The sequence below is a fragment of the Pseudomonas sp. ADAK2 genome (assembly GCF_012935755.1).
Taxonomy (GTDB): domain Bacteria; phylum Pseudomonadota; class Gammaproteobacteria; order Pseudomonadales; family Pseudomonadaceae; genus Aquipseudomonas.
The window spans coordinates 6,840,130-6,857,463 of record NZ_CP052862.1; the positions used below are offsets into that span (position 1 = coordinate 6,840,130).

The window sequence follows — 17,334 nt, forward strand, 5'->3', positions numbered from 1 at the left end:
AGAGTGTTAGCATTCGTGGCCTCTGACTTTGTCCCAATGAAGGCCACTGATGTCAAAACTCATCCAATCCGACCTCATCGCCGCCGATGCGGTCTCTGCCCTGGAGCCTGCCAGCGGCAGCGATCCTTACCTTTGGCTTGAAGACGTCGAGGGCACCCGGTCGCTTGAATGGGTGCACATTCAGAACGCCAGGACCCAGGCCCGGCTCGCCCAGTCCGACAGCTTCAAGCAGATGGAAGCCGAGCTGCTGGCGGTGCTCGACTCGGATACGCGGATTCCCGGCGTACAGAAAATCGGTCCCTGCTATTACAACTTCTGGACGGACGCGGCCCACCCTCGGGGGCTCTGGCGTCGCACCACGCTGGAGGAATACCGCACGCCGCAGCCGGAGTGGGAGACGGTACTCGACATCGACGCACTGAACGAGGCCGAAGGCGAGAACTGGGTTTGGCAAGGCGCCGACTGCTTGCATCCAGACTACCAACGCTGCCTGATCGCGCTGTCACGCGGTGGTGCCGATGCCAGCGTCACCCGTGAATTCGACTTGAGCACCAAGTGCTGGGTCGACAACGGCTTCCAGCTGCCCGAGGCCAAGGGTGGCCTGGGCTGGATCGACCTGGACACTGTTTATGTCTACACCGATTTCGGTGACGGCACGTTGACCAGTTCCGGTTATCCGCGAGTGGTCAAACAGTGGGCGCGCGGTACCCCGCTCAGCGCCGCCAGCGTGGTCTACGAAGGCCAGCCGGACGACCTGTACATCTCGGCCATGCACGATGATACGCCGGGCTTCGAGCGCGATTTTGTCTGCCGCACGCTGGCGTTCTACAACGACGAGATGTACCTGCGTAGCAAGGACAACACGCTGACGAAGATCGATGCGCCGAACTCGGCGAGCAAGTGGGTGCACCGGGACTGGCTGCTGCTGGAATTGCGCGATGACTGGGAAATGGGCGAGGGATACGCGTCCGGTTCGCTGTTGGCGATCAGGTTTGACGATTTCATGGCTGGCCAGCGCAACGTTGACGTGCTGTTCGCACCCACCCCTTCCAGTTCCCTGGCTGGGGTCATCTGCACCCGAAATCATCTGGTCCTGAACGAACTCAATGACGTCAAGAATCGCCTGAGTGTGCTGACACCCGGCGAGAACGGCTGGCAGCGCAGTGAGTTCACGGGAGCGCCGAACTTCGGCACCGTGGACGCCCGCGCCGTGGACAGCGACGACAGCGACGCGGTTTGGCTGACCTCGGCCGACTACCTGACGCCGACTACCTTGTTTCTGGCCGAGATCGGCCAGGCGCCGGAAGCGCTGAAGACCATGCCGGCGTTTTTTGATTCCAGCCATCAGGTGGTCGAACAGCACTTCGCCGTGTCCAGGGATGGCACCCGCGTGCCGTACTTCCTGGTGCGCCCGAAAGACCTGAAACTGGACGGCACCGCGCCGACGCTCTTGTACGGCTACGGCGGTTTTGAGGTCTCGTTGACGCCTGATTATTCCGGAGGCCTGGGACGCGCCTGGCTGTCGAAGGGCGGCGTCTATGTGGTCGCCAACATCCGCGGTGGTGGCGAGTATGGCCCGCGCTGGCATCAGGCGGCGCTGAAGGAAAATCGTCCGCGCGCCTATGAGGATTTCTCGGCCGTGGCCCAAGACCTGATCACTCGCAGGATCACCTCGGCGCAACACCTGGGCGTGCAGGGCGGGAGTAACGGCGGCCTGCTGACGGGCAATATGCTGACGCAGTACCCGGAACTGTTCGGTGCGGTGGTGGTGCAGGTGCCGCTGCTCGATATGCAGCGTTACAACCAGCTATTGGCCGGGGCTTCGTGGATGGCTGAGTACGGCAATCCGGACGTGCCGCAAGAGTGGGCCTACATCCAGACTTTCTCGCCCTACCACCTGTTCGATTCGGCCAGGTCCTACCCGCCGGTGTTGTTCCTGACATCGACCCGCGATGACCGCGTGCATCCGGGCCATGCACGCAAGATGGCCGCGAAGATGATCGAGGCCGGCAAGAACGTGACGTACTACGAGAACATCGAAGGCGGCCACGGCGGTGCTGCCAGTAATGCGCAGTCGGCGCACATGGACGCGCTGACCTATGGCTTCTTGTGGGAACAGTTGAGCAAGACATAAAACTTCAGCGTGATCACCGTAGCCGTCGGCATAAAAGTCGACGGCTACCGGCATAAATACCTTAGATATATCCAGGAGCGGAACAAGTTTGCGGCTTCAATAAAGGTGTCAAATCGCCGCGGATGATGGTTTGGGAAATTTCCTACATACACTACCGAAAGGTTCAATGAACATCGAAGCCATCAGCCGTCACGGACAGTGCGAATATGAGTTCCTCTGAGTGGGTACGAAAGGTGAAAGTCGAGTCCGCATTTAATCGAGAGGTCGAACTAAAGCGATCTGCCGCACAAGCAATGGAGAGGGCACAGGCAATATTATTTGAAGAACTGCAAGCGTCTGAGGCACTTTTGGCAAGTGTTGCAGATCAGTTCGGCTACAGCAGATTTCAAGTGAGCGATGACTGACAGTGCACGTGGTTGAAGTTGTGTCGCCAGCAAACAAAGGAGCGCTATGAATCGGTCAACGTTATTTTTTGGACTCTTCAGTGTCGCCTTCGGTGCGACAGCCGCTGTTCCCCCGCCCAAGGAAGCATTCGATGCGGTCGGATGGCCGGCCTCTCTGAAGGAAGCGCCTTCAGAAAACCTAATGCTTGGGACGTTCGTTATTCAATTCGAGAAAACAACGCTGGCGCAGGTGATGAGCGAAGCGTCCATTGGCACCATCGCGCATCGAGGCGATGCAGGTGGTAGTGAGTACTGGTTGTGCTACAGCCAACCCAGTGCCGGAGTGCGGATCTGGATCATCTCGAACGGTGAGATGGGGGGTGATGAACACGCTGTGACGGGTGTTGTTGCCGAGCAACTCAAGACTGTACGGTCGAGCAAAGATTGTCCTGCGTTACCGGTACAGCTGCAGCCGCCGTCACTCGCCAATCAGCTATGGCTGGGCACCATGGACCTGGAAATTCAAAGCGTGCTTGGGATGCCTTCACATCAGGCTGGCGCATGGCGGACTTTCGACTTCCAAGGCACAAAGAAAGGTAAGTGCGAAGGCGGCTATGACGTCTATAACTGGCTGTGGACCCGGTCGGACAAAGGGCGTGTCAACAGGATTGAAACGGGCCAAATAACCAGCTGCTAGCCCAACTTCTGGTCACCTTCAGCCTGATCACCGTGGGTTTATCGAACTGGATCTATGCTTGTTGAACAAACGGATGGCACTCGCGCGAACCGTGGCGGACTAAGCATCAGACGCGCACCTGCGTCCTTTGCACTGACATGGATCGGACATGAAAGAAACCGCGCTACAAAACAGATCGCTGCTCGTCTTGCTGCTGGTGGTCACCCTGGCGTTTATCGGGATCCTGCTGCCGTTTTACGGCGCGGTGTTCTGGGCCGTCATCCTCGGCATCGTGTTCGCGCCGTTGCAACGGCGCCTGCAATTGAAATTCGGCTGGCAGCGCAACCTGACGTCGCTGTGCACGTTGGGTATATGCCTGGTGATCGCGATTCTGCCGGTGATCATCATCAGCGTTTTGCTGGTTCAGGAGGGGGCGTCGCTGTACAGCCGCATTGAAAGCGGAGAGCTGGACATTGCCGCCTATGTGTCGCAGTTCAAGCATGGCTTGCCGCCGTATTTCCAGCATTTGCTCGATCGGTTCGGTGTCGGTGAGTTGAAAGGCTTGCAGGACAAAGTCGTCAAGGGCGCGATGCAGGGCAGTCAGTTTGTGGCCGCGCAGGTGGTCACGTTTGGCCAAGGCACGTTCGAGTTCATCGTCAGCTTTTTCATCATGCTGTACCTGTTGTTCTTCTTTCTGCGGGACGGCGCCGAACTGGCGCGTAAAGTCCGTACCGCCGTACCGTTGCAAGAACACCAGAAACGCCGTTTGCAGCTCAAGTTCAATCGCGTGGTGCGGGCCACCGTCAAAGGCAACCTGCTGGTGGCGATCACACAGGGCGCGTTGGGTGGTTTGATTTTCTGGTTCCTGGACATTTCCAGTGCGTTGCTCTGGGCGGTATTGATGGCGTTTCTGTCGCTGTTGCCAGCGGTGGGGGCGGGGATTGTCTGGGCGCCGGTGGCGTTGTACTTCCTGCTCAGCGGCGCGATCTGGCAGGGCGTGGTGCTGGGGCTGTTCGGGGTGTTCGTGATTGGCCTGGTGGATAACGTGCTACGGCCGATCCTGGTGGGCAAGGACACGAAGATGCCCGACTACATGATCCTGATCTCGACCCTGGGCGGCATGGCCGTGTTCGGTCTGAACGGGTTTGTCATCGGGCCGCTGATCGCCGCGCTCTTCATGTCGAGCTGGGCGATCTTCATCGAAACCAAACCGCGGGTGCAGTTGCCTTAGGCAATGAGCTGAACCGTGCCGATGCGTTGCGACAGGGCTTGGGCGGCGGGAAGCGAGGTGAGCGGGCCGCTGATCGGTTCGCCGTCGCGCATCACATACCAACAGGCGAGCAATCCCAGCTCTCTGAGTGATGCGGGAACGGCGCTGCCGATAACGGACATGATCTGAACCTGAGACATAAGTACCTCCATCAATCTATGGGGCTACCTTACGGTCCAGGCGGTTCAACGGATAATCAACGTTCTCGATAGTGGTCATTGATGCCAGCGAGTGTGGCGGTCAATCCACGACCAGATCGAGCATATGCACCACTTCCTGCTCATTGAGCAGGCCTTTGCGCACCAGGTTTTCGGCCAGCAGCGAAAGAAACTTGGCGCTGCGATGGCCTTCCAGGTGCTTGAGTTCGGTCAGTGCGTTGTACACCTTGCTGGAAGTGCACAAGCCGACATTGCGATGCGGGTTTTGCGTGGGCATGAGGTCGTCCTTGTTTTTATCAACCTGTTGTTTACGGACAGCTCCAACTGTGCGGACCTGTCATGACATAAATATGACCGTTTTTCCTAAAGCAAGGGAAGGGCGGTCGAGTCAATCTTGCCTACTTTACCTGCCGACACTGTCCCGACAGCGACCTTGACGAGATTTATTCAGACCTCGCCCGACTGGCGGGCATAAAAAAGGCCCCGCTTTTAAGGCGGGGCCTGATAAGTCAGTTAGTAGCGTGGGCCACCATAGTAACCGTGGGGGCGGCCGTAATAGCCGCGGGGCGGGCCGTAATAAACCGGCGCCGGGCGGTAGTACACCGGCTGCTGCACATAAACCGGGGCCGGCTGGTAATAAACCGGTGGTGGCGGTTGTTGTACGTAAACCGGTTGTGGCTGAACGTAAACCGGCGCCTGCTCTACATAGACTGGCCGATTGGCGTTAATAAGGGCCGAGCCGACGATGGCCGAGCCAACGATCGCACCAAACACCGCTGGACCTTGCCAGCCGCCACCGCCATGGGCTTCTGCCTGCCCTGCGACAGCCAGTACACCGATCAACAAGGCTACTGTGGGGATTTTACGGATCATGATAATTCCTCGGTTCTTCGACCCGGCGCTTGAATCTGCAATAGACCCAAGGATTGTCGCGGGGATACTTCTAAGACAGCGCTTTTTTGAAAAACTGCACAGCCGTTTGGTAAATTTTGTGTAAGGTCTGTACCGGCTTCCTTACGGTCCTGCAAAGCCCCGTGCAGACAGGCCTTATGATCGAACAGAACAGGATGGAATGGCTAATCCCGTCTATCCGAAAGTGCATTGAAAGGAGAAGTTTCATGCAGATGAACCCCAACAAAGACACCCAGCTGTGCATGTCGCTCTCAGGGCGCCCCGGGAACTTTGGCCTGCGATTTCACAATCATCTGTACGAACAGTTGGGGCTGAATTTTTACTACAAGGCCTTCAGCAGCAAAGACCTGACCGGCGCGGTCGGTGGCATTCGCGCCCTGGGCATTCGCGGGTGCGGCGTGTCGATGCCATTCAAGGAAGCCTGCATCGCGCTGGTCGATGAACTGGACGCCTCAGCGGCCGCCATTCAGTCGATCAACACCATCGTCAACACCGACGGCCATCTAAAGGCCTACAACACCGATTACATCGCCATCGCCCAGTTGCTTGAAACTCACCAGGTGCCCAAGGACTCGACCTTTGCCTTGCGCGGCAGCGGTGGCATGGCGAAAGCGGTGGCCAGTGCCTTGCGCGATGGCGGTTACGCCAACGGCCTGATCGTGGCCCGCAATGAGCGCGCCGGGCAGGCTTTAGCCGAGTCGCTGGGCTATGAATGGCAAGCGGAACTCGGAGCCAAGCGCCCGCAGATGCTGATCAACGTCACGCCCATCGGCATGACCGGCGGGCCAGAGGCTGATCAACTGGCGTTCGACGCTGAAGTGATCAAGTCTGCAGAGACCGTGTTCGATGTGGTAGCGATCCCCTCGGAAACACCGCTGATTGTGCGTGGTCGAGCCGAAGGCAAGCGGGTGATCACCGGGCTGGAAGTGATCGCGATCCAGGCGTTGGAGCAGTTTGTGCTTTATACCGGTGTCCGGCCGACGGATGAGCAGTTCCAGGCTGCGGTGGCGTTTGCCCGGAGCTGATTTCAGTTAATGGCTTGGCTTTGCTGGCCCCTTCGCGGGCAAGCCTCGCTCCTACGGGTTATCACCGGCCCCTGTGGGAGCGAGGCGTGCCCGCGAACGGCCGCGCCTCGGTCCCGCAGACAAACCCACACCCCAGCCTATACTGCTCGCCAGCAAGCCAAGACTTGCCTCCAACACTAAAAAACCGTGATCGAGGTCTCCATGCATCCCGCCATTCTCAATCTGGATCAGGCCGAACTGTTGCCGCTGCCTGAAGCGGTGGCCCCGACCGGCGACACCGCCGACCGTTATCAACAGCGCATGGCCCGCATCGGCCAGCAACTGGGCGCGCAGAAGCTCGGTTATCGCTTGTATGCGCTGGAACCGGGGATGCGCGGCAGTCCGTTTCATAGCCATCGGGTCAACGAGGAGATGTTTTACGTCGTGGCCGGGGAAGGCGAGGTGCGCCTCGGCGCCGAGCGCTTTCCGATCCGCGCCGGCGACGTGATCGCTTGCCCGCCGGGTGGTCCGGAAGCGGCGCATCAGATCATCAACAGCAGCAATGCCGAATTGCGTTATCTGGTGGTCAGTACTCAGCAATCGCCGGAGATTTGCGAGTACCCGGATTCCGGCAAGTACGTGGTCATGGATGATTTCAAAGTGGACGCCGAAGGCAACACTTCAGGTTTCGTCGCCGTAGCCAGGCAGGCCGACGGCATCGACTACTGGGACGGCGAATAACATTCCCGGATTAATCCGATTTGTGTAGTAGCTGCCGAGCCTGCGAGGCTGCGTCCGACTGCGAAGCAGTCGTAAAACGGGCTCCACGGTCATTTCAGCTAAACCGCGAGCGCAGGATTTGCGAGGACTTCGTCCTCGAACGCAGCCTCGCAGGCTCGGCAGCTGCTACGGACAGCCTCATTATTCGAGACGCGCCAGGCGCTCTTCCAGCGCCGCAATCCGCGCCTCCAGCTCTTCGATCCGCTCCACCGACACGCCGCCGCCAGCGCCACGTTCCGTCGGGTTCTGCCGTGCCGCCAGAATCACTTCGATGTCCGCCGGATCGCCCAGTGCATGCATATAGCGGTCTTCACGCTGCCCCGCCTGACGCGGAATCAACAGCGCCAGACCGCGAGCGATCAAGCGCTCCAGCTGATGCACCACTTGCTCGGCATCTTCAAACTCATGCATGCGGCCGCTGCGGGTCAGCAGTTCATTCACGGTTTGCGGGCCGCGCAGAAACAACAGCCCGGTCAGGATCACCTGGGCCGGCACCAGCTCCAGCGCCTTGTCCACCTTGTGTTCCCAGCGGTCGGCACGGCTGCCCATCACCAGTCGGGTAAACCCGCGACCTTCGAGGGCGCGCAGGCTCTGGCCGACCTGGCCCTGGGTCAGGTTCATCACCGGTTCGCGGCTGGTTTTCTGGTTACAGGCAATCACCAGCGCATTGAGGGTCAGCGGATAGGTTTCCGGGCTGGTGGCCTGTTTCTCGATCAAGGCGCCCAGAATGCGGATTTCCGTGCTGTTGAGGCGCGGCTCGTCGAAGGTCGTCTCTTGCTCAGTGCTCATTCGCGCTTTTCCCTTTGCTGTCGAAGCATGCAGTCGAAGCCGCCTAGCCTAATCCTTGCCGAACAAAAGGCAAGCCGCCCGGTCATCAAGCATGGCTATAATCGCTCCACGTTTTCACACCCGCCACAACACGAGACTGCCATGACCATTTCCCTGTACGCCGCTTCCGTCCCGGTTTTCAAACAAATGCTCACCGCCCTGAGCGACGTTCTGAACAAGGCTGAAGCCCACGCCACCGCGAAAAACATCGACCCGAACGCGTTCCTGCAAGCCCGCCTGTACCCGGACATGTTCCCGCTGGTGCGTCAGGTGCAGATCGCCGTTGATTTCGCCAAGGGCGTTTCTTCGCGTCTGGCCGAAGTCGAAGTGCCGAAGTACGAAGACACCGAAACCACCTTCGCCGAGCTGCAAGCACTGATCAGCAAGGTGCTGGCCTACATCGGCGAGATCAAGCCCGAGCAGATCGATGGCAAGGAAGGCATCGAGATCATCACCCGTCCAGGCACGCCGAAAGAGAAGCGCTTCAGCGGCCAGGCTTACCTGTTGAGCTACGGCCTGCCGCAGTTCTTCTTCCACGTCACCACTGCCTACGCCTTGCTGCGTCACAACGGTGTGGAAGTGGGCAAGCGCGATTACATGGGCGCGTTCTAAACCACCCGGCTACAAAAAAGCCCGCCAAGGTTTGCGCCTTGGCGGGCTTTTTCGTTTTCCTTTGCCTTTGTAGGAGCCAGGCTTGCCGGCGAAGGCGTACTCAAGATCGCCTTCGCCGGCAAGCCTGGCTCCTACAGAGGTGGGGTATCAGGCCAGACGTTGGGCTTTTTCGTCTTCACCCAAACACGCTGCGGCTGTGAACAACACATCGGTAGACGAATTCAACGCCGTCTCCGCCGAATCCTGCAACACACCAATGATGAAACCCACCGCCACCACCTGCATGGCAATCTCACTCGGAATGCCAAACAGACTGCACGCCAGTGGAATCAGCAACAACGAACCACCCGCCACACCCGAAGCACCACAGGCACAAATCGCCGCGACAACGCTGAGCAAAATCGCCGTTGGAATGTCCACGGCAATCCCCAGGGTATGCACGGCCGCCAGGGTCAGCACGGTAATCGTGATCGCCGCGCCAGCCATGTTGATGGTCGCACCGAGCGGGATCGACACCGAGTAGGTGTCTTCATGCAATCCCAGGCGCTTGCTCAATTCCAGATTCACCGGAATGTTCGCCGCCGAACTGCGGGTGAAGAATGCGGTAATGCCGCTTTCCCGCAGGCATATCAGCACCAGCGGATACGGGTTGCGTCGCAGCTTCCAGAACACGATGGCCGGGTTCATCACCAGCGCCACGAACAGCATGCAGCCGAGCAACACGGCCAGCAGGTGCACGTAGCCGATCAACGCACCGAAGCCTGAGGTGGCCAGGGTCGAAGCCACCAGGCCGAAAATCCCCAGCGGCGCAAAACGGATCACCAGGCGCACGATCAAGGTCACGCCGTTGGACAGGTCACCGAGCACTTCGCGGGTGGTGTCACCGGCATGGCGAATCGCAACGCCCATGCCGATCGCCCACGCCAGAATGCCGATGAAGTTGGCGTTCATCAGCGCGCTGACCGGGTTGTCGACCACACTCAGCAACAGACTTTGCAGCACTTCACCGATACCGCCCGGGGCCGTCACCGCGACATCGTGCGTGGCTAACACCAGGCTCGACGGGAACAGCGTGCTGGCCACCACGGCGACAACCGCGGCGGCAAACGTGCCCAATAGATAAAGAAACAAAATCGGCCGGATGTGGGTTTCCTGGCCGTGTTTATGGTTGGCAATCGAGGCCATGACCAGCACGAATACCAGAATCGGCGCGACGGCTTTCAGCGCCGCGACAAACACTTTGCCGATGAACGCGGTGGACTTCGCCAGTTCCGGCGCGAACAGGGCCAGGGCGATGCCGGCGATCAGGCCGATGATGATTTGCGTGACCAGGCTGGTGCGTTTCAAACGGTGCAATAGGGAAGGGGATGAAGCGCTCATAACGGTATCTCTGATTTTTTTGGGTGCAGGGTTCCGCAGGTCACGCAGCAATAAGCGGGGCAGGCCACATGGAGGAACCGAGGGAGTATCGCGCCATCAATGCCAGCAACTGGCCGATGAACAGGGTGTACGAATCGCAGGGCGCGGACTTTATCACAGGGTCGTCCCGATCCTTCAGACCTGTGACGATCTGCCACTCGGGTTTCAACGCAATCGGCAGGTTCGTGCAACCCGGCCGGGAAACACTCTGTTAAGATTCGCCCTCCTCATTTTCAAGTTCTGCCAGCGGGCCTTCGGGCTATCGCTGCTGTCGTCGTTTTCTGGAGTTCCACATGCTGCTGCCCATTCTTCTGTTGTCGGCCGCCGGTTTCACGGTGCTGACCACGGAATTCATCATCGTTGGCCTGTTGCCGGCGATTGCCCGAGACCTGGAAGTCAGCATTCCCCAGGCCGGTCTGCTGGTGACGCTGTTCGCCTTTACCGTGGCCGCGTTTGGTCCGTTCCTGACCGCATACTTCGCCCGCTTCGAGCGTCGTAAGCTGTTTATCTCGATATTGATCATGTTCGGCGTGGCCAACACGGTTGCGGCGTTCGCGCCGAATATCTGGGTGATGGCCTTTGCCCGGTTGATTCCGGCGCTGGGCCTGCCGGTGTTCTGGGCCCTGGCCAGTGAGACCGCAGTGGACATCGTCGGGCCGGATCACGCGGGGCGGGCCATTTCCAAAATCGGCTTTGGCATTGTTTGCGCCATGGTGTTCGGCATTCCGGTCGGCACGCTGATTTCCGATGCATTCGGCTGGCGCAGCGCCTTTGGCATCCTGGCGGTGATCGCGATTGCCAAGGCTTTGCTGCTGTATATCTACTTGCCGCGCACCCTCCTGCATCAGAACCAGGTGAGCTTTCGTTCACAGTTCAAAATCCTGCGCAGCCCGTTGATGATCGGCCATGTGCTGCTGTCGATCCTGGTGTTTACCGGCATGTTCACCGCTTATACCTACCTGGCGGACATTCTCGAACGCCTGGCCGGTTTCAACGGCACGCTGGTCGGCTGGTGCCTGATGGGCTTCGGTGCGGTCGGGCTGATCGGCAACTGGTGGGGCGGCCGCGCGGTGGACCGTCATCCGCTGATCGCGTCGATGATGTTCTGCGCGTTCCTGATTGCCGGCCTGATTGCATTGGTGCCGAACATTCAGTCGCCGCTCGGTCTGGCGGCGGCGATGGGCATTTGGGGGATCACTCAGGCAGCCCTGTTTTTGGTCAGCCATGTGCGTTTGATGAAAGCCGCTCCCGAGGCACCGGCCTTTGCCGCGTCGCTGAACATCGCCGGGGCCAACCTCGGAATTGGCCTGGGCGCGATGGTTGGCGGTCGGGTGATCAATGCCTTTGGCCTGGGTGGCCTGGGTTTCGCGGCGGCTGCTTTCATCCTCGCTTCGATCCTGCTGGCCATGGCGCTGATGACCATGGCGCCCCGTGAGCCGCTCATAGCTCAGTAAACAACTCGCGTCGGGCACCTTCGGTAATGGCGACAATGCCGGGGTGCTTGACCTTGCGTTCCACCGAGATGGCATAGAACGACTCGGTCACCGCGTCGGTCTGGCCGATCAACTCCACGCCATATTGGCGTCTCACCTCGTCGGCAATCACGCTCGGGCCGATGAAAATCCCGCTGCCGGATTGACCGAACGCCTGCATCAACGCGCTGTCATCAAACTCACCGACGATGCGCGGCTGGATCTGCTGCTCGGCAAACCAGCGCTGCAAACGACTGCGCACCACGGTTTCCGGCCCGGGAATCAACAGCGGTGCGCCGTGCAGGCTGCGCGGGAAGTCCTGTCCGTACTGCGCCGCCAGTTCTTGTGTCGCAAAGAAACTGATCCCGCATTCCCCGAGCTTCTGGCTGTAGCCCTTGATGTCCAGGTGCGACGGCATCGGGCTGTCGGAAATCACCAGGTCCAGGCGCTGGATCGCCAGGTCGGCGAGCAAGCGTTCCAGTTTGTCCTCGCGACAGGTGATGCGCAGCGGTTCGCTCAATTCCATGGTCGGTGCGATCAGTCGATAGACGATGGATTTGGGCACCACATCCGCCACGCCGACCCGAAACAGAATCTGCTGCTCGTTGGGCTGGGCGCGCAGCATCAGTTCCAGTTCGCCACCGAGCTGGAACATCTGCTCGGCGTAGGGCAACGTCTGGCGCCCGGCTTCGGTGAGTTCCAGATTGCGCCCGACCCGGCGAAACAACTCGATGCCGTAGGTTTGTTCGAACAGGGAAATCTGCCCGCTGATGGTTTGCGGCGTCAGGTTCAACTGCTCGCAGGCGCGCACGATGCTGCCGGTCTTGGCCACCACCCAGAAGTAATGCAGCTGTCGATAATTCAGCATGGCGACCTACACTTCGTTAAACCCGAAGTATAACCGTTAAAAATACGAATTTTCCTGAAGTGTTTGCCTCCATAGAATGCCTCGCTATCGACGGGGCGGCTTTTCGCGCCTGTCCGTTCTAACGAGGAGATCCCATGAAACTTACCGCTACGGCGCTGCTGATCACGTCTTTACTGGTATTGGCCGGTTGTGACCAGGCCGAAAAGAGTGCGCAACAACTGATGGGCAAGGCCACCGAGAGCGCCAAACAGGCGATCGACGACACCCATAAAGCCGCCGAACAGGCGCTCAGTGATGCCACTGGCGGCCTGATCAGCAAGAAAGAACAACCGGCCGAAGAGAAAGAGAAAACCGAATCTTCGTCCCAGGAAATCTAAATCGTCTTAAGCGAGTCAGGACTGACCCATGGAATATCTTGTAGAACTAGCCGCCAGCCCCACCGCCTGGGTCGCCCTGGCCACGTTGATCGTCATGGAAATCGTGCTCGGCATCGATAACCTGATCTTCATTTCGATCCTGACCAATAAACTGCCCGAGCAACACCGGCAGAAAGCCCGCCGCATCGGTATCGGCATGGCGCTGATCCTGCGCCTGGCGCTGTTGAGCACCATCGCCTTCATCGTGCAGTTGACCGAGCCGGTGATCGATATCCTCGGCCAGACGTTCTCCTGGAAGGACATGATCCTGATCGCCGGTGGCCTGTTCCTGTTGTGGAAGGCGACAACCGAGATCCATCACAGCATGGATCCGGCGCCGGACGATCCGAAGTCGGCCACCTCCGGCGTCAGCCTCGGCTTTGCTGCGGCGATCGGGCAGATCCTGATGCTCGACATGGTGTTCTCCATCGACAGCATCATTACCGCCGTCGGCATGACCGAGCATTTGCCGATCATGATCATCGCGGTGGTGGTGTCGGTACTGGTGATGTTGCTGGCCGCTGACCCGCTGGCCAGGTTCATCAACGACAACCCGACCGTGGTGATGCTGGCCCTGGGCTTCCTGATCATGATCGGCATGACGCTGATCGCCGAAGGCTTTGGCGCTCACGTACCGAAAGGCTACGTTTATGCGGCGATGGCGTTCTCGGCCACGATCGAGGGGTTGAACATGATGTCCCGGCGGGCCAAGCAGAAGCGCTTGTCTGCCGAAGCGTAAAAGTCGGCGTTAAACAGAACGGCCGCCTGCACTCGCAAGAGTCCAGGCGGCCGTTTTTGTTTGGCGGGCTGAAAGGTGTCGGTCAGTGCGCAGTGGCGGGGCGTGCCGCCGGTTGATCGGGTTTGGCGGGGACCGATTGCACCGGATGATGATGGTGCCGGCGGGTGATGCGCAGGACTCCCCATAACATGGCGGCGGCCACGGCCAGCCAGCCGGAAATCAGCATTACGATTGTCATTGTCAGGCTCATCGTGCCTCCTCTTTGCCCTGCTTCGGGCATACACACGCTATGCAAGTGACAGTCTAGTCGCTGCTGTGTTTCAGGCTATTGACCAAAGGTCGCCTGTCACCAACCACTTCGCTCTATCGAATGCAAACAACTGCCGGTTAAGGCTATACCGCTGTCCCGTGGCGACCTATGATCAATGGCCAAGCCGGGGGCGCGATTGCCTGGCGTCTGAACAAGAGAGTAATGATGGTGCGGGTATTTTCTCGGATTCGTTCTGCGGTGCTGGTGATGGGTTGCGTCGGCGTGTTGGCGGGCTGCGCCGGTAGCGTGGCTCCGGAGGTCAAGCGGCTGCCGGAGCGTGTTGAACTCAGCGGTACGTTCTACCGTGGCGAGGCCAATCAAAGCGGGCCACAAGTCCTTGCCAGCATGTTGTCCCAGCAGGGCGTGGTGATTACGCCGGGGCTGCTGGAAAAACCCCTGCATTTGCCGGGCGCCGAAGCGCAGTTGCAGCAGAACATGCAGAATCTGGCCCGCGAGTACGGCATGGTGGTGTATCCCCTCGACAGTAATTTGCCGGCGTTGTTGACCCAGGTTGCCGCCGGTTATCCGGTGATGGTGCGTTTCACCGAAGGCTCGGCGTTCTGGGCCGAACCGCGCTACGCCATCCTCGCCGGCTACAACCGGCAGAAGCAGACGGTGCTGTTGCGCTCCGGAATGAACCGTCGCTTGTTGATGGGTTTCAATTCGTTTGAGTCCTCTTTCAAGGATGCGGGCGGCTGGGCCGTGCTGATCCAGAAGCCGAACCAGATTCCGGCCAGGGTCGATGAGCAACGCTGGCTCAAGGCCGCGAGCGACCTGGGGCAGGCGGGGCAGGAACAGGCCGCCGCACGGGCGACCAAGGCGTTGCAGGCTCAATAGCAGCTCCGTTCGTCATCTCCAGGGCACCGTCGCGTGGCCTCGGCCTCTTATGAGTAGAGCCCGGATTTCTCCGGGCCAGACTCAAGGAGGCGTCCATGGCACATTCAACTACCCCAGACGGTCCGCATTCTTCCGAGCATTCGTCTGGCCATGAGCTGGATTTCGATCCCGATTCACCGGACCTTGCTGACCCTCAGGTCGATCCCGTCGGCCCTGCCAAGGCGCCCAGGGATATCAAACCGGGCGAGGACGACAAGAAGCCGGCCAAGCCTTACGACCCGCTGGCTGATCTCAAACCCTGACGTGCAGTGAGGTGTTTATGTCTACCGATTCGAGTTTCGACGACAAACGTCCGGACAGCGTCCCGACCACCCCCGAAGATGACATCGACCCTGTGCTGGATCCGGACAGCCCAATGAGGGATCCGTTGGCGCGCCCCATGGTGGTGCCGACGGAGCATCCGCTGGGCCACAAAGACCCGAGTGCCGGGGATGGCATTCCGGATGACGACCAGATGCCGTTGCCCAATGACTAGCCTTTGGATAAAAAAAGCCCCGATCAATCGGGGCTTTTTGTTGAGGTCACGGATCTACTTGGAGGCCTCAACCACGCCACTCTGACGATGCTTCAGATTCTTCGCCGCTTTGTACTGCAAGGCCACGGAGGGGGCTTCGGTGCTGCGGCCGGTTTCGACCCAACTGCGGATCCGGCTGGCGTCGGCAAAGTGCGTGTACTTGCCGAATGCATCGAGAATCACCAGTGCCACAGGCCGATTGCCCATGCTCGTTACCAGCACCAGGCAGTGACCGGCCTCGTTGGTAAAACCGGTCTTGGTGATTTTGATGTCCCAATTGGGCTTGTTCACCAAATGGTCGGTGTTGCGAAAGCCCAGGGTGTAATTAGGTTTGCGGAACGCAACCGTGGTTTCTTTGGTGGTAGTCAGTTCGGTCAGCAGCGGGTACTTATGCGCCGCGATCAGTAATTTGCTCAGGTCGCGAGCCGTCGAGACGTTGCGCGGCGAAAGCCCGGTAGGTTCGACGAAGTGGGTGCTGGACATACCCAGCGCCTTGGCTTTGGCGTTCATTGCGGCAATGAACGCGACATAACCGCCTGGGTAATGGTGGGCGAGGGTGGCGGCCGCGCGGTTTTCCGAGGACATCAGTGCAATCAGCAACATCTTCTTGCGTGGCAACTCGCTATTGAGCTTGACCCGGGAGAACACACCTTTCATTTCCGGCGTGCGGCTGATGTCGACGTTGATGTACTCGTCCATGTTCTGGTGGGCTTCAACCACCACCAGGCCCGTCATCAGTTTGCTGACCGAGGCGATGGGCACCACCACGTCAGGGTTGTTGGCATAAATGATTTTGTTGGTCTGCAGATCCATCAGCAGAGCGCTGCCAGAAGCAATCTTGAGTTGCGAGGCGTCGCGTGGTGCTGCGGTGGTTTCCGCAGCGTGGGTCATTGGCGTGATAACAGTCCCTGTCAACGCAAAAAATAGGCTCAGGATGGAAAGAGGGATTTTCACGCGGGCGAACTCATAAGGGTGGATATGCCGTTTTGTTACGGGCTGTTTCTTAAAAACGACGCATTCTAGGAGTATGAGCTACGAAAGTGCTAGGCGCCTGTCCGACGAGCGCTTTATATGAAGAAAATTTAATGTTTTTTGGCGCCTGCCCGTGGTGAGCAGGCGTCGGATTCACTCAGTTTTGATCGTGGTGCCGCGAGCCCGGTTTACGTTTGGTCAGGGGGACGAGCATGGCAACGTTCTGTTGATAGCGTTGGTATCGCTCACCAAACAGATTCACTAGATCTTTCTCTTCAAAATGCGCACCGATCAGGATGTAGAACGTGCTGAGCAGTGCAAACAGAAGATGTCCGGCCGTCATCTCGGGCGTCGCCCAGAACACCATCACAAACCCCAGGTACAAAGGGTGGCGGACCAGCTTGTAGAGCAAAGGCGTTTTGAACGTGAGTGGCGCGGGCCCGGTAGAGCGCCAGGCGTTGATCGCCTGCTTGATGCCGAACAGTTCGAAATGGCTGATCAGGAACGTCGCGAACACCGCCACGAAACAGCCCAGCCAGAACAACGCCATGAGCAATGCGTGGCCCCATGCAGAGGTTACGCGCCAGATGGGCGTTTCCATGGGTTGCCACAACCAGAACAGCAGCACGAGCACCAGGCAGGTCGACAACACGTAGGTCGCGCGCTCGATGGGCGCCGGGACGAAGTGCGTCCACCAGCGCTTGAAACCCTGTCGTGCCATGCCGCTGTGCTGTACGGCAAACAGCGTAATCAGCAAGCTGTCGACCAGGGCTGCCAGGGGACCGCTGAGGCTGGCGCCAGCGTTGATGTCTTTGGGGACTCCGATGCCTGATAGAAAACCGATCAGGTAAAGCGTGGTGAGCAGGAAGCACAGGTAGCAGAAGAGGCTGTAAAGCAGGCCGGCGAGTTTTCCAGAGAAAACGAAAAAGCGATGGTGAGTCGGGTTACGAGGATTCATAAAGTGACGCCT

General features: G+C 59.2%; 21 protein-coding genes. 12 read left to right on the forward strand and 9 right to left on the reverse strand.

Features of this window, described 5'->3' with window-relative positions:
* Positions 1-49: 49 nt before the first annotated feature.
* From HKK52_RS31210 to HKK52_RS31220, 3 genes are all read left to right on the forward strand, one after another.
* Positions 50-2,134, forward strand: coding sequence for a prolyl oligopeptidase family serine peptidase (locus HKK52_RS31210; protein WP_169373944.1), 2,085 nt, complete (start codon positions 50-52; stop codon positions 2,132-2,134).
* A gap of 450 nt (positions 2,135-2,584) precedes the next feature.
* Positions 2,585-3,214, forward strand: a complete 630-nt coding sequence (locus HKK52_RS31215; RefSeq protein WP_169373945.1) for a hypothetical protein — start codon at positions 2,585-2,587, stop codon at positions 3,212-3,214.
* A 148-nt stretch (positions 3,215-3,362) separates the two neighbouring features.
* Positions 3,363-4,424, forward strand: a complete 1,062-nt coding sequence (locus tag HKK52_RS31220) for an AI-2E family transporter (protein WP_169373946.1) — start codon at positions 3,363-3,365, stop codon at positions 4,422-4,424.
* Here the strand turns inward: HKK52_RS31220 and HKK52_RS31225 are convergent.
* From HKK52_RS31225 to HKK52_RS31235, 3 genes are all read right to left on the reverse strand, one after another.
* A complete protein-coding gene (locus HKK52_RS31225) occupies positions 4,421-4,603 on the reverse strand; it encodes a hypothetical protein (protein ID WP_169373947.1) in 183 nt (60 codons plus the stop codon). The two genes, HKK52_RS31220 and HKK52_RS31225, sit on opposite strands and share 4 nt — an antisense overlap.
* A gap of 100 nt (positions 4,604-4,703) precedes the next feature.
* Positions 4,704-4,898 (reverse strand): hypothetical protein, encoded by a 195-nt coding sequence (locus HKK52_RS31230; protein WP_123409983.1) that lies wholly within the window; start codon positions 4,896-4,898, stop codon positions 4,704-4,706.
* A gap of 236 nt (positions 4,899-5,134) precedes the next feature.
* Entirely contained in the window at positions 5,135-5,494 is a 360-nt protein-coding gene (locus HKK52_RS31235) for a hypothetical protein (RefSeq protein WP_149662255.1), read from the reverse strand.
* A gap of 245 nt (positions 5,495-5,739) precedes the next feature.
* Between HKK52_RS31235 and HKK52_RS31240 the strand changes: the two genes are divergently transcribed.
* Positions 5,740-6,558, forward strand: a complete 819-nt coding sequence (locus tag HKK52_RS31240; protein ID WP_169373948.1) for a shikimate 5-dehydrogenase — start codon at positions 5,740-5,742, stop codon at positions 6,556-6,558.
* A 201-nt stretch (positions 6,559-6,759) separates the two neighbouring features.
* Complete coding sequence (locus HKK52_RS31245; protein ID WP_169373949.1) at positions 6,760-7,278, forward strand: cupin domain-containing protein; 519 nt, start codon at positions 6,760-6,762, stop codon at positions 7,276-7,278.
* Positions 7,279-7,458: 180 nt separating this feature from the next.
* On the opposite strand, the gene HKK52_RS31250 is transcribed toward HKK52_RS31245, so the two are convergent.
* On the reverse strand, positions 7,459-8,106 hold the full coding sequence (locus tag HKK52_RS31250) for a YceH family protein (protein WP_133838825.1): 648 nt from the start codon (positions 8,104-8,106) through the stop codon (positions 7,459-7,461).
* 141 nt (positions 8,107-8,247) lie between these two features.
* On the opposite strand from HKK52_RS31250, the gene HKK52_RS31255 reads away from it, so the two are divergent.
* Positions 8,248-8,757 carry a DUF1993 domain-containing protein gene (locus HKK52_RS31255; RefSeq protein ID WP_169373950.1) on the forward strand — a complete coding sequence of 170 codons (510 nt, stop codon included), beginning with the start codon at positions 8,248-8,250 and terminating at the stop codon, positions 8,755-8,757.
* 147 nt (positions 8,758-8,904) lie between these two features.
* Here the strand turns inward: HKK52_RS31255 and sstT are convergent, their stop codons facing one another.
* On the reverse strand, positions 8,905-10,137 hold the full coding sequence (gene sstT, locus HKK52_RS31260) for a serine/threonine transporter SstT (protein ID WP_169373951.1): 1,233 nt from the start codon (positions 10,135-10,137) through the stop codon (positions 8,905-8,907).
* Between the two features lie 332 nt (positions 10,138-10,469).
* On the opposite strand from sstT, the gene HKK52_RS31265 reads away from it, so the two are divergent.
* A complete protein-coding gene (locus HKK52_RS31265; protein WP_169373952.1) occupies positions 10,470-11,630 on the forward strand; it encodes an MFS transporter in 1,161 nt (386 codons plus the stop codon).
* Here the strand turns inward: HKK52_RS31265 and nhaR are convergent.
* Positions 11,617-12,516, reverse strand: a complete 900-nt coding sequence (gene nhaR / locus HKK52_RS31270; protein WP_169373953.1) for a transcriptional activator NhaR — start codon at positions 12,514-12,516, stop codon at positions 11,617-11,619. The genes HKK52_RS31265 and nhaR overlap by 14 nt on opposite strands.
* Before the next feature lie 134 nt (positions 12,517-12,650).
* On the opposite strand from nhaR, the gene HKK52_RS31275 reads away from it, so the two are divergent.
* Positions 12,651-12,893, forward strand: coding sequence for a hypothetical protein (locus HKK52_RS31275; protein ID WP_169373954.1), 243 nt, complete (start codon positions 12,651-12,653; stop codon positions 12,891-12,893).
* Positions 12,894-12,921: 28 nt separating this feature from the next.
* Positions 12,922-13,671, forward strand: a complete 750-nt coding sequence (locus HKK52_RS31280; protein ID WP_169373955.1) for a TerC family protein — start codon at positions 12,922-12,924, stop codon at positions 13,669-13,671.
* Positions 13,672-13,753: 82 nt separating this feature from the next.
* Here HKK52_RS31280 and HKK52_RS31285 read toward each other — a convergent pair whose 3' ends face one another.
* Positions 13,754-13,909, reverse strand: a complete 156-nt coding sequence (locus HKK52_RS31285; protein ID WP_169368747.1) for a hypothetical protein — start codon at positions 13,907-13,909, stop codon at positions 13,754-13,756.
* 180 nt (positions 13,910-14,089) lie between these two features.
* Here HKK52_RS31285 and HKK52_RS31290 point away from each other — a divergent pair, with 180 nt between their 5' ends.
* The 3 genes from HKK52_RS31290 (at position 14,090) to HKK52_RS31300 (ending at position 15,353) form a co-directional block, all read left to right on the forward strand.
* A complete protein-coding gene (locus HKK52_RS31290; RefSeq protein WP_169373956.1) occupies positions 14,090-14,818 on the forward strand; it encodes a peptidase C39 family protein in 729 nt (242 codons plus the stop codon).
* Between the two features lie 95 nt (positions 14,819-14,913).
* A complete protein-coding gene (locus tag HKK52_RS31295) occupies positions 14,914-15,120 on the forward strand; it encodes a DUF6021 family protein (RefSeq protein WP_133838817.1) in 207 nt (68 codons plus the stop codon).
* A 17-nt stretch (positions 15,121-15,137) separates the two neighbouring features.
* Positions 15,138-15,353: a hypothetical protein gene (locus tag HKK52_RS31300; RefSeq protein ID WP_169373957.1), complete on the forward strand. Its 216-nt coding sequence runs from the start codon at positions 15,138-15,140 to the stop codon at positions 15,351-15,353.
* A 54-nt stretch (positions 15,354-15,407) separates the two neighbouring features.
* Here HKK52_RS31300 and pbpG read toward each other — a convergent pair whose 3' ends face one another.
* The gene (gene pbpG / locus HKK52_RS31305) at positions 15,408-16,346 is read right to left on the reverse strand and encodes a D-alanyl-D-alanine endopeptidase (protein ID WP_169373958.1); all 939 of its coding nucleotides are present in this window, start codon (positions 16,344-16,346) and stop codon (positions 15,408-15,410) included.
* Positions 16,347-16,521: 175 nt separating this feature from the next.
* Positions 16,522-17,322, reverse strand: a complete 801-nt coding sequence (mddA, locus tag HKK52_RS31310) for a methanethiol S-methyltransferase (protein ID WP_169373959.1) — start codon at positions 17,320-17,322, stop codon at positions 16,522-16,524.
* Positions 17,323-17,334: the final 12 nt, after the last annotated feature.

What these genes read in the sequence shown, in the direction of transcription:
- HKK52_RS31295 (WP_133838817.1), top strand. Translation starts at nt 14,914, where the DNA reads ATGGCACATTCAACTACCCCAGACGGTCCGCATTCTTCCGAGCATTCG.
- HKK52_RS31265 (WP_169373952.1), top strand. Translation starts at nt 10,470, where the DNA reads ATGCTGCTGCCCATTCTTCTGTTGTCGGCCGCCGGTTTCACGGTGCTG.
- mddA (WP_169373959.1), bottom strand. Translation starts at nt 17,322, where the DNA reads ATGAATCCTCGTAACCCGACTCACCATCGCTTTTTCGTTTTCTCTGGA.
- HKK52_RS31210 (WP_169373944.1), top strand. Translation starts at nt 50, where the DNA reads ATGTCAAAACTCATCCAATCCGACCTCATCGCCGCCGATGCGGTCTCT.
- HKK52_RS31240 (WP_169373948.1), top strand. Translation starts at nt 5,740, where the DNA reads ATGCAGATGAACCCCAACAAAGACACCCAGCTGTGCATGTCGCTCTCA.
- HKK52_RS31230 (WP_123409983.1), bottom strand. Translation starts at nt 4,898, where the DNA reads ATGCCCACGCAAAACCCGCATCGCAATGTCGGCTTGTGCACTTCCAGC.
- HKK52_RS31255 (WP_169373950.1), top strand. Translation starts at nt 8,248, where the DNA reads ATGACCATTTCCCTGTACGCCGCTTCCGTCCCGGTTTTCAAACAAATG.
- HKK52_RS31250 (WP_133838825.1), bottom strand. Translation starts at nt 8,106, where the DNA reads ATGAGCACTGAGCAAGAGACGACCTTCGACGAGCCGCGCCTCAACAGC.
- HKK52_RS31280 (WP_169373955.1), top strand. Translation starts at nt 12,922, where the DNA reads ATGGAATATCTTGTAGAACTAGCCGCCAGCCCCACCGCCTGGGTCGCC.
- HKK52_RS31290 (WP_169373956.1), top strand. Translation starts at nt 14,090, where the DNA reads ATGATCAATGGCCAAGCCGGGGGCGCGATTGCCTGGCGTCTGAACAAG.
- HKK52_RS31245 (WP_169373949.1), top strand. Translation starts at nt 6,760, where the DNA reads ATGCATCCCGCCATTCTCAATCTGGATCAGGCCGAACTGTTGCCGCTG.
- sstT (WP_169373951.1), bottom strand. Translation starts at nt 10,137, where the DNA reads ATGAGCGCTTCATCCCCTTCCCTATTGCACCGTTTGAAACGCACCAGC.
- nhaR (WP_169373953.1), bottom strand. Translation starts at nt 12,516, where the DNA reads ATGCTGAATTATCGACAGCTGCATTACTTCTGGGTGGTGGCCAAGACC.
- HKK52_RS31235 (WP_149662255.1), bottom strand. Translation starts at nt 5,494, where the DNA reads ATGATCCGTAAAATCCCCACAGTAGCCTTGTTGATCGGTGTACTGGCT.
- HKK52_RS31275 (WP_169373954.1), top strand. Translation starts at nt 12,651, where the DNA reads ATGAAACTTACCGCTACGGCGCTGCTGATCACGTCTTTACTGGTATTG.
- HKK52_RS31220 (WP_169373946.1), top strand. Translation starts at nt 3,363, where the DNA reads ATGAAAGAAACCGCGCTACAAAACAGATCGCTGCTCGTCTTGCTGCTG.
- HKK52_RS31215 (WP_169373945.1), top strand. Translation starts at nt 2,585, where the DNA reads ATGAATCGGTCAACGTTATTTTTTGGACTCTTCAGTGTCGCCTTCGGT.
- HKK52_RS31225 (WP_169373947.1), bottom strand. Translation starts at nt 4,603, where the DNA reads ATGTCTCAGGTTCAGATCATGTCCGTTATCGGCAGCGCCGTTCCCGCA.
- HKK52_RS31300 (WP_169373957.1), top strand. Translation starts at nt 15,138, where the DNA reads ATGTCTACCGATTCGAGTTTCGACGACAAACGTCCGGACAGCGTCCCG.
- HKK52_RS31285 (WP_169368747.1), bottom strand. Translation starts at nt 13,909, where the DNA reads ATGACAATCGTAATGCTGATTTCCGGCTGGCTGGCCGTGGCCGCCGCC.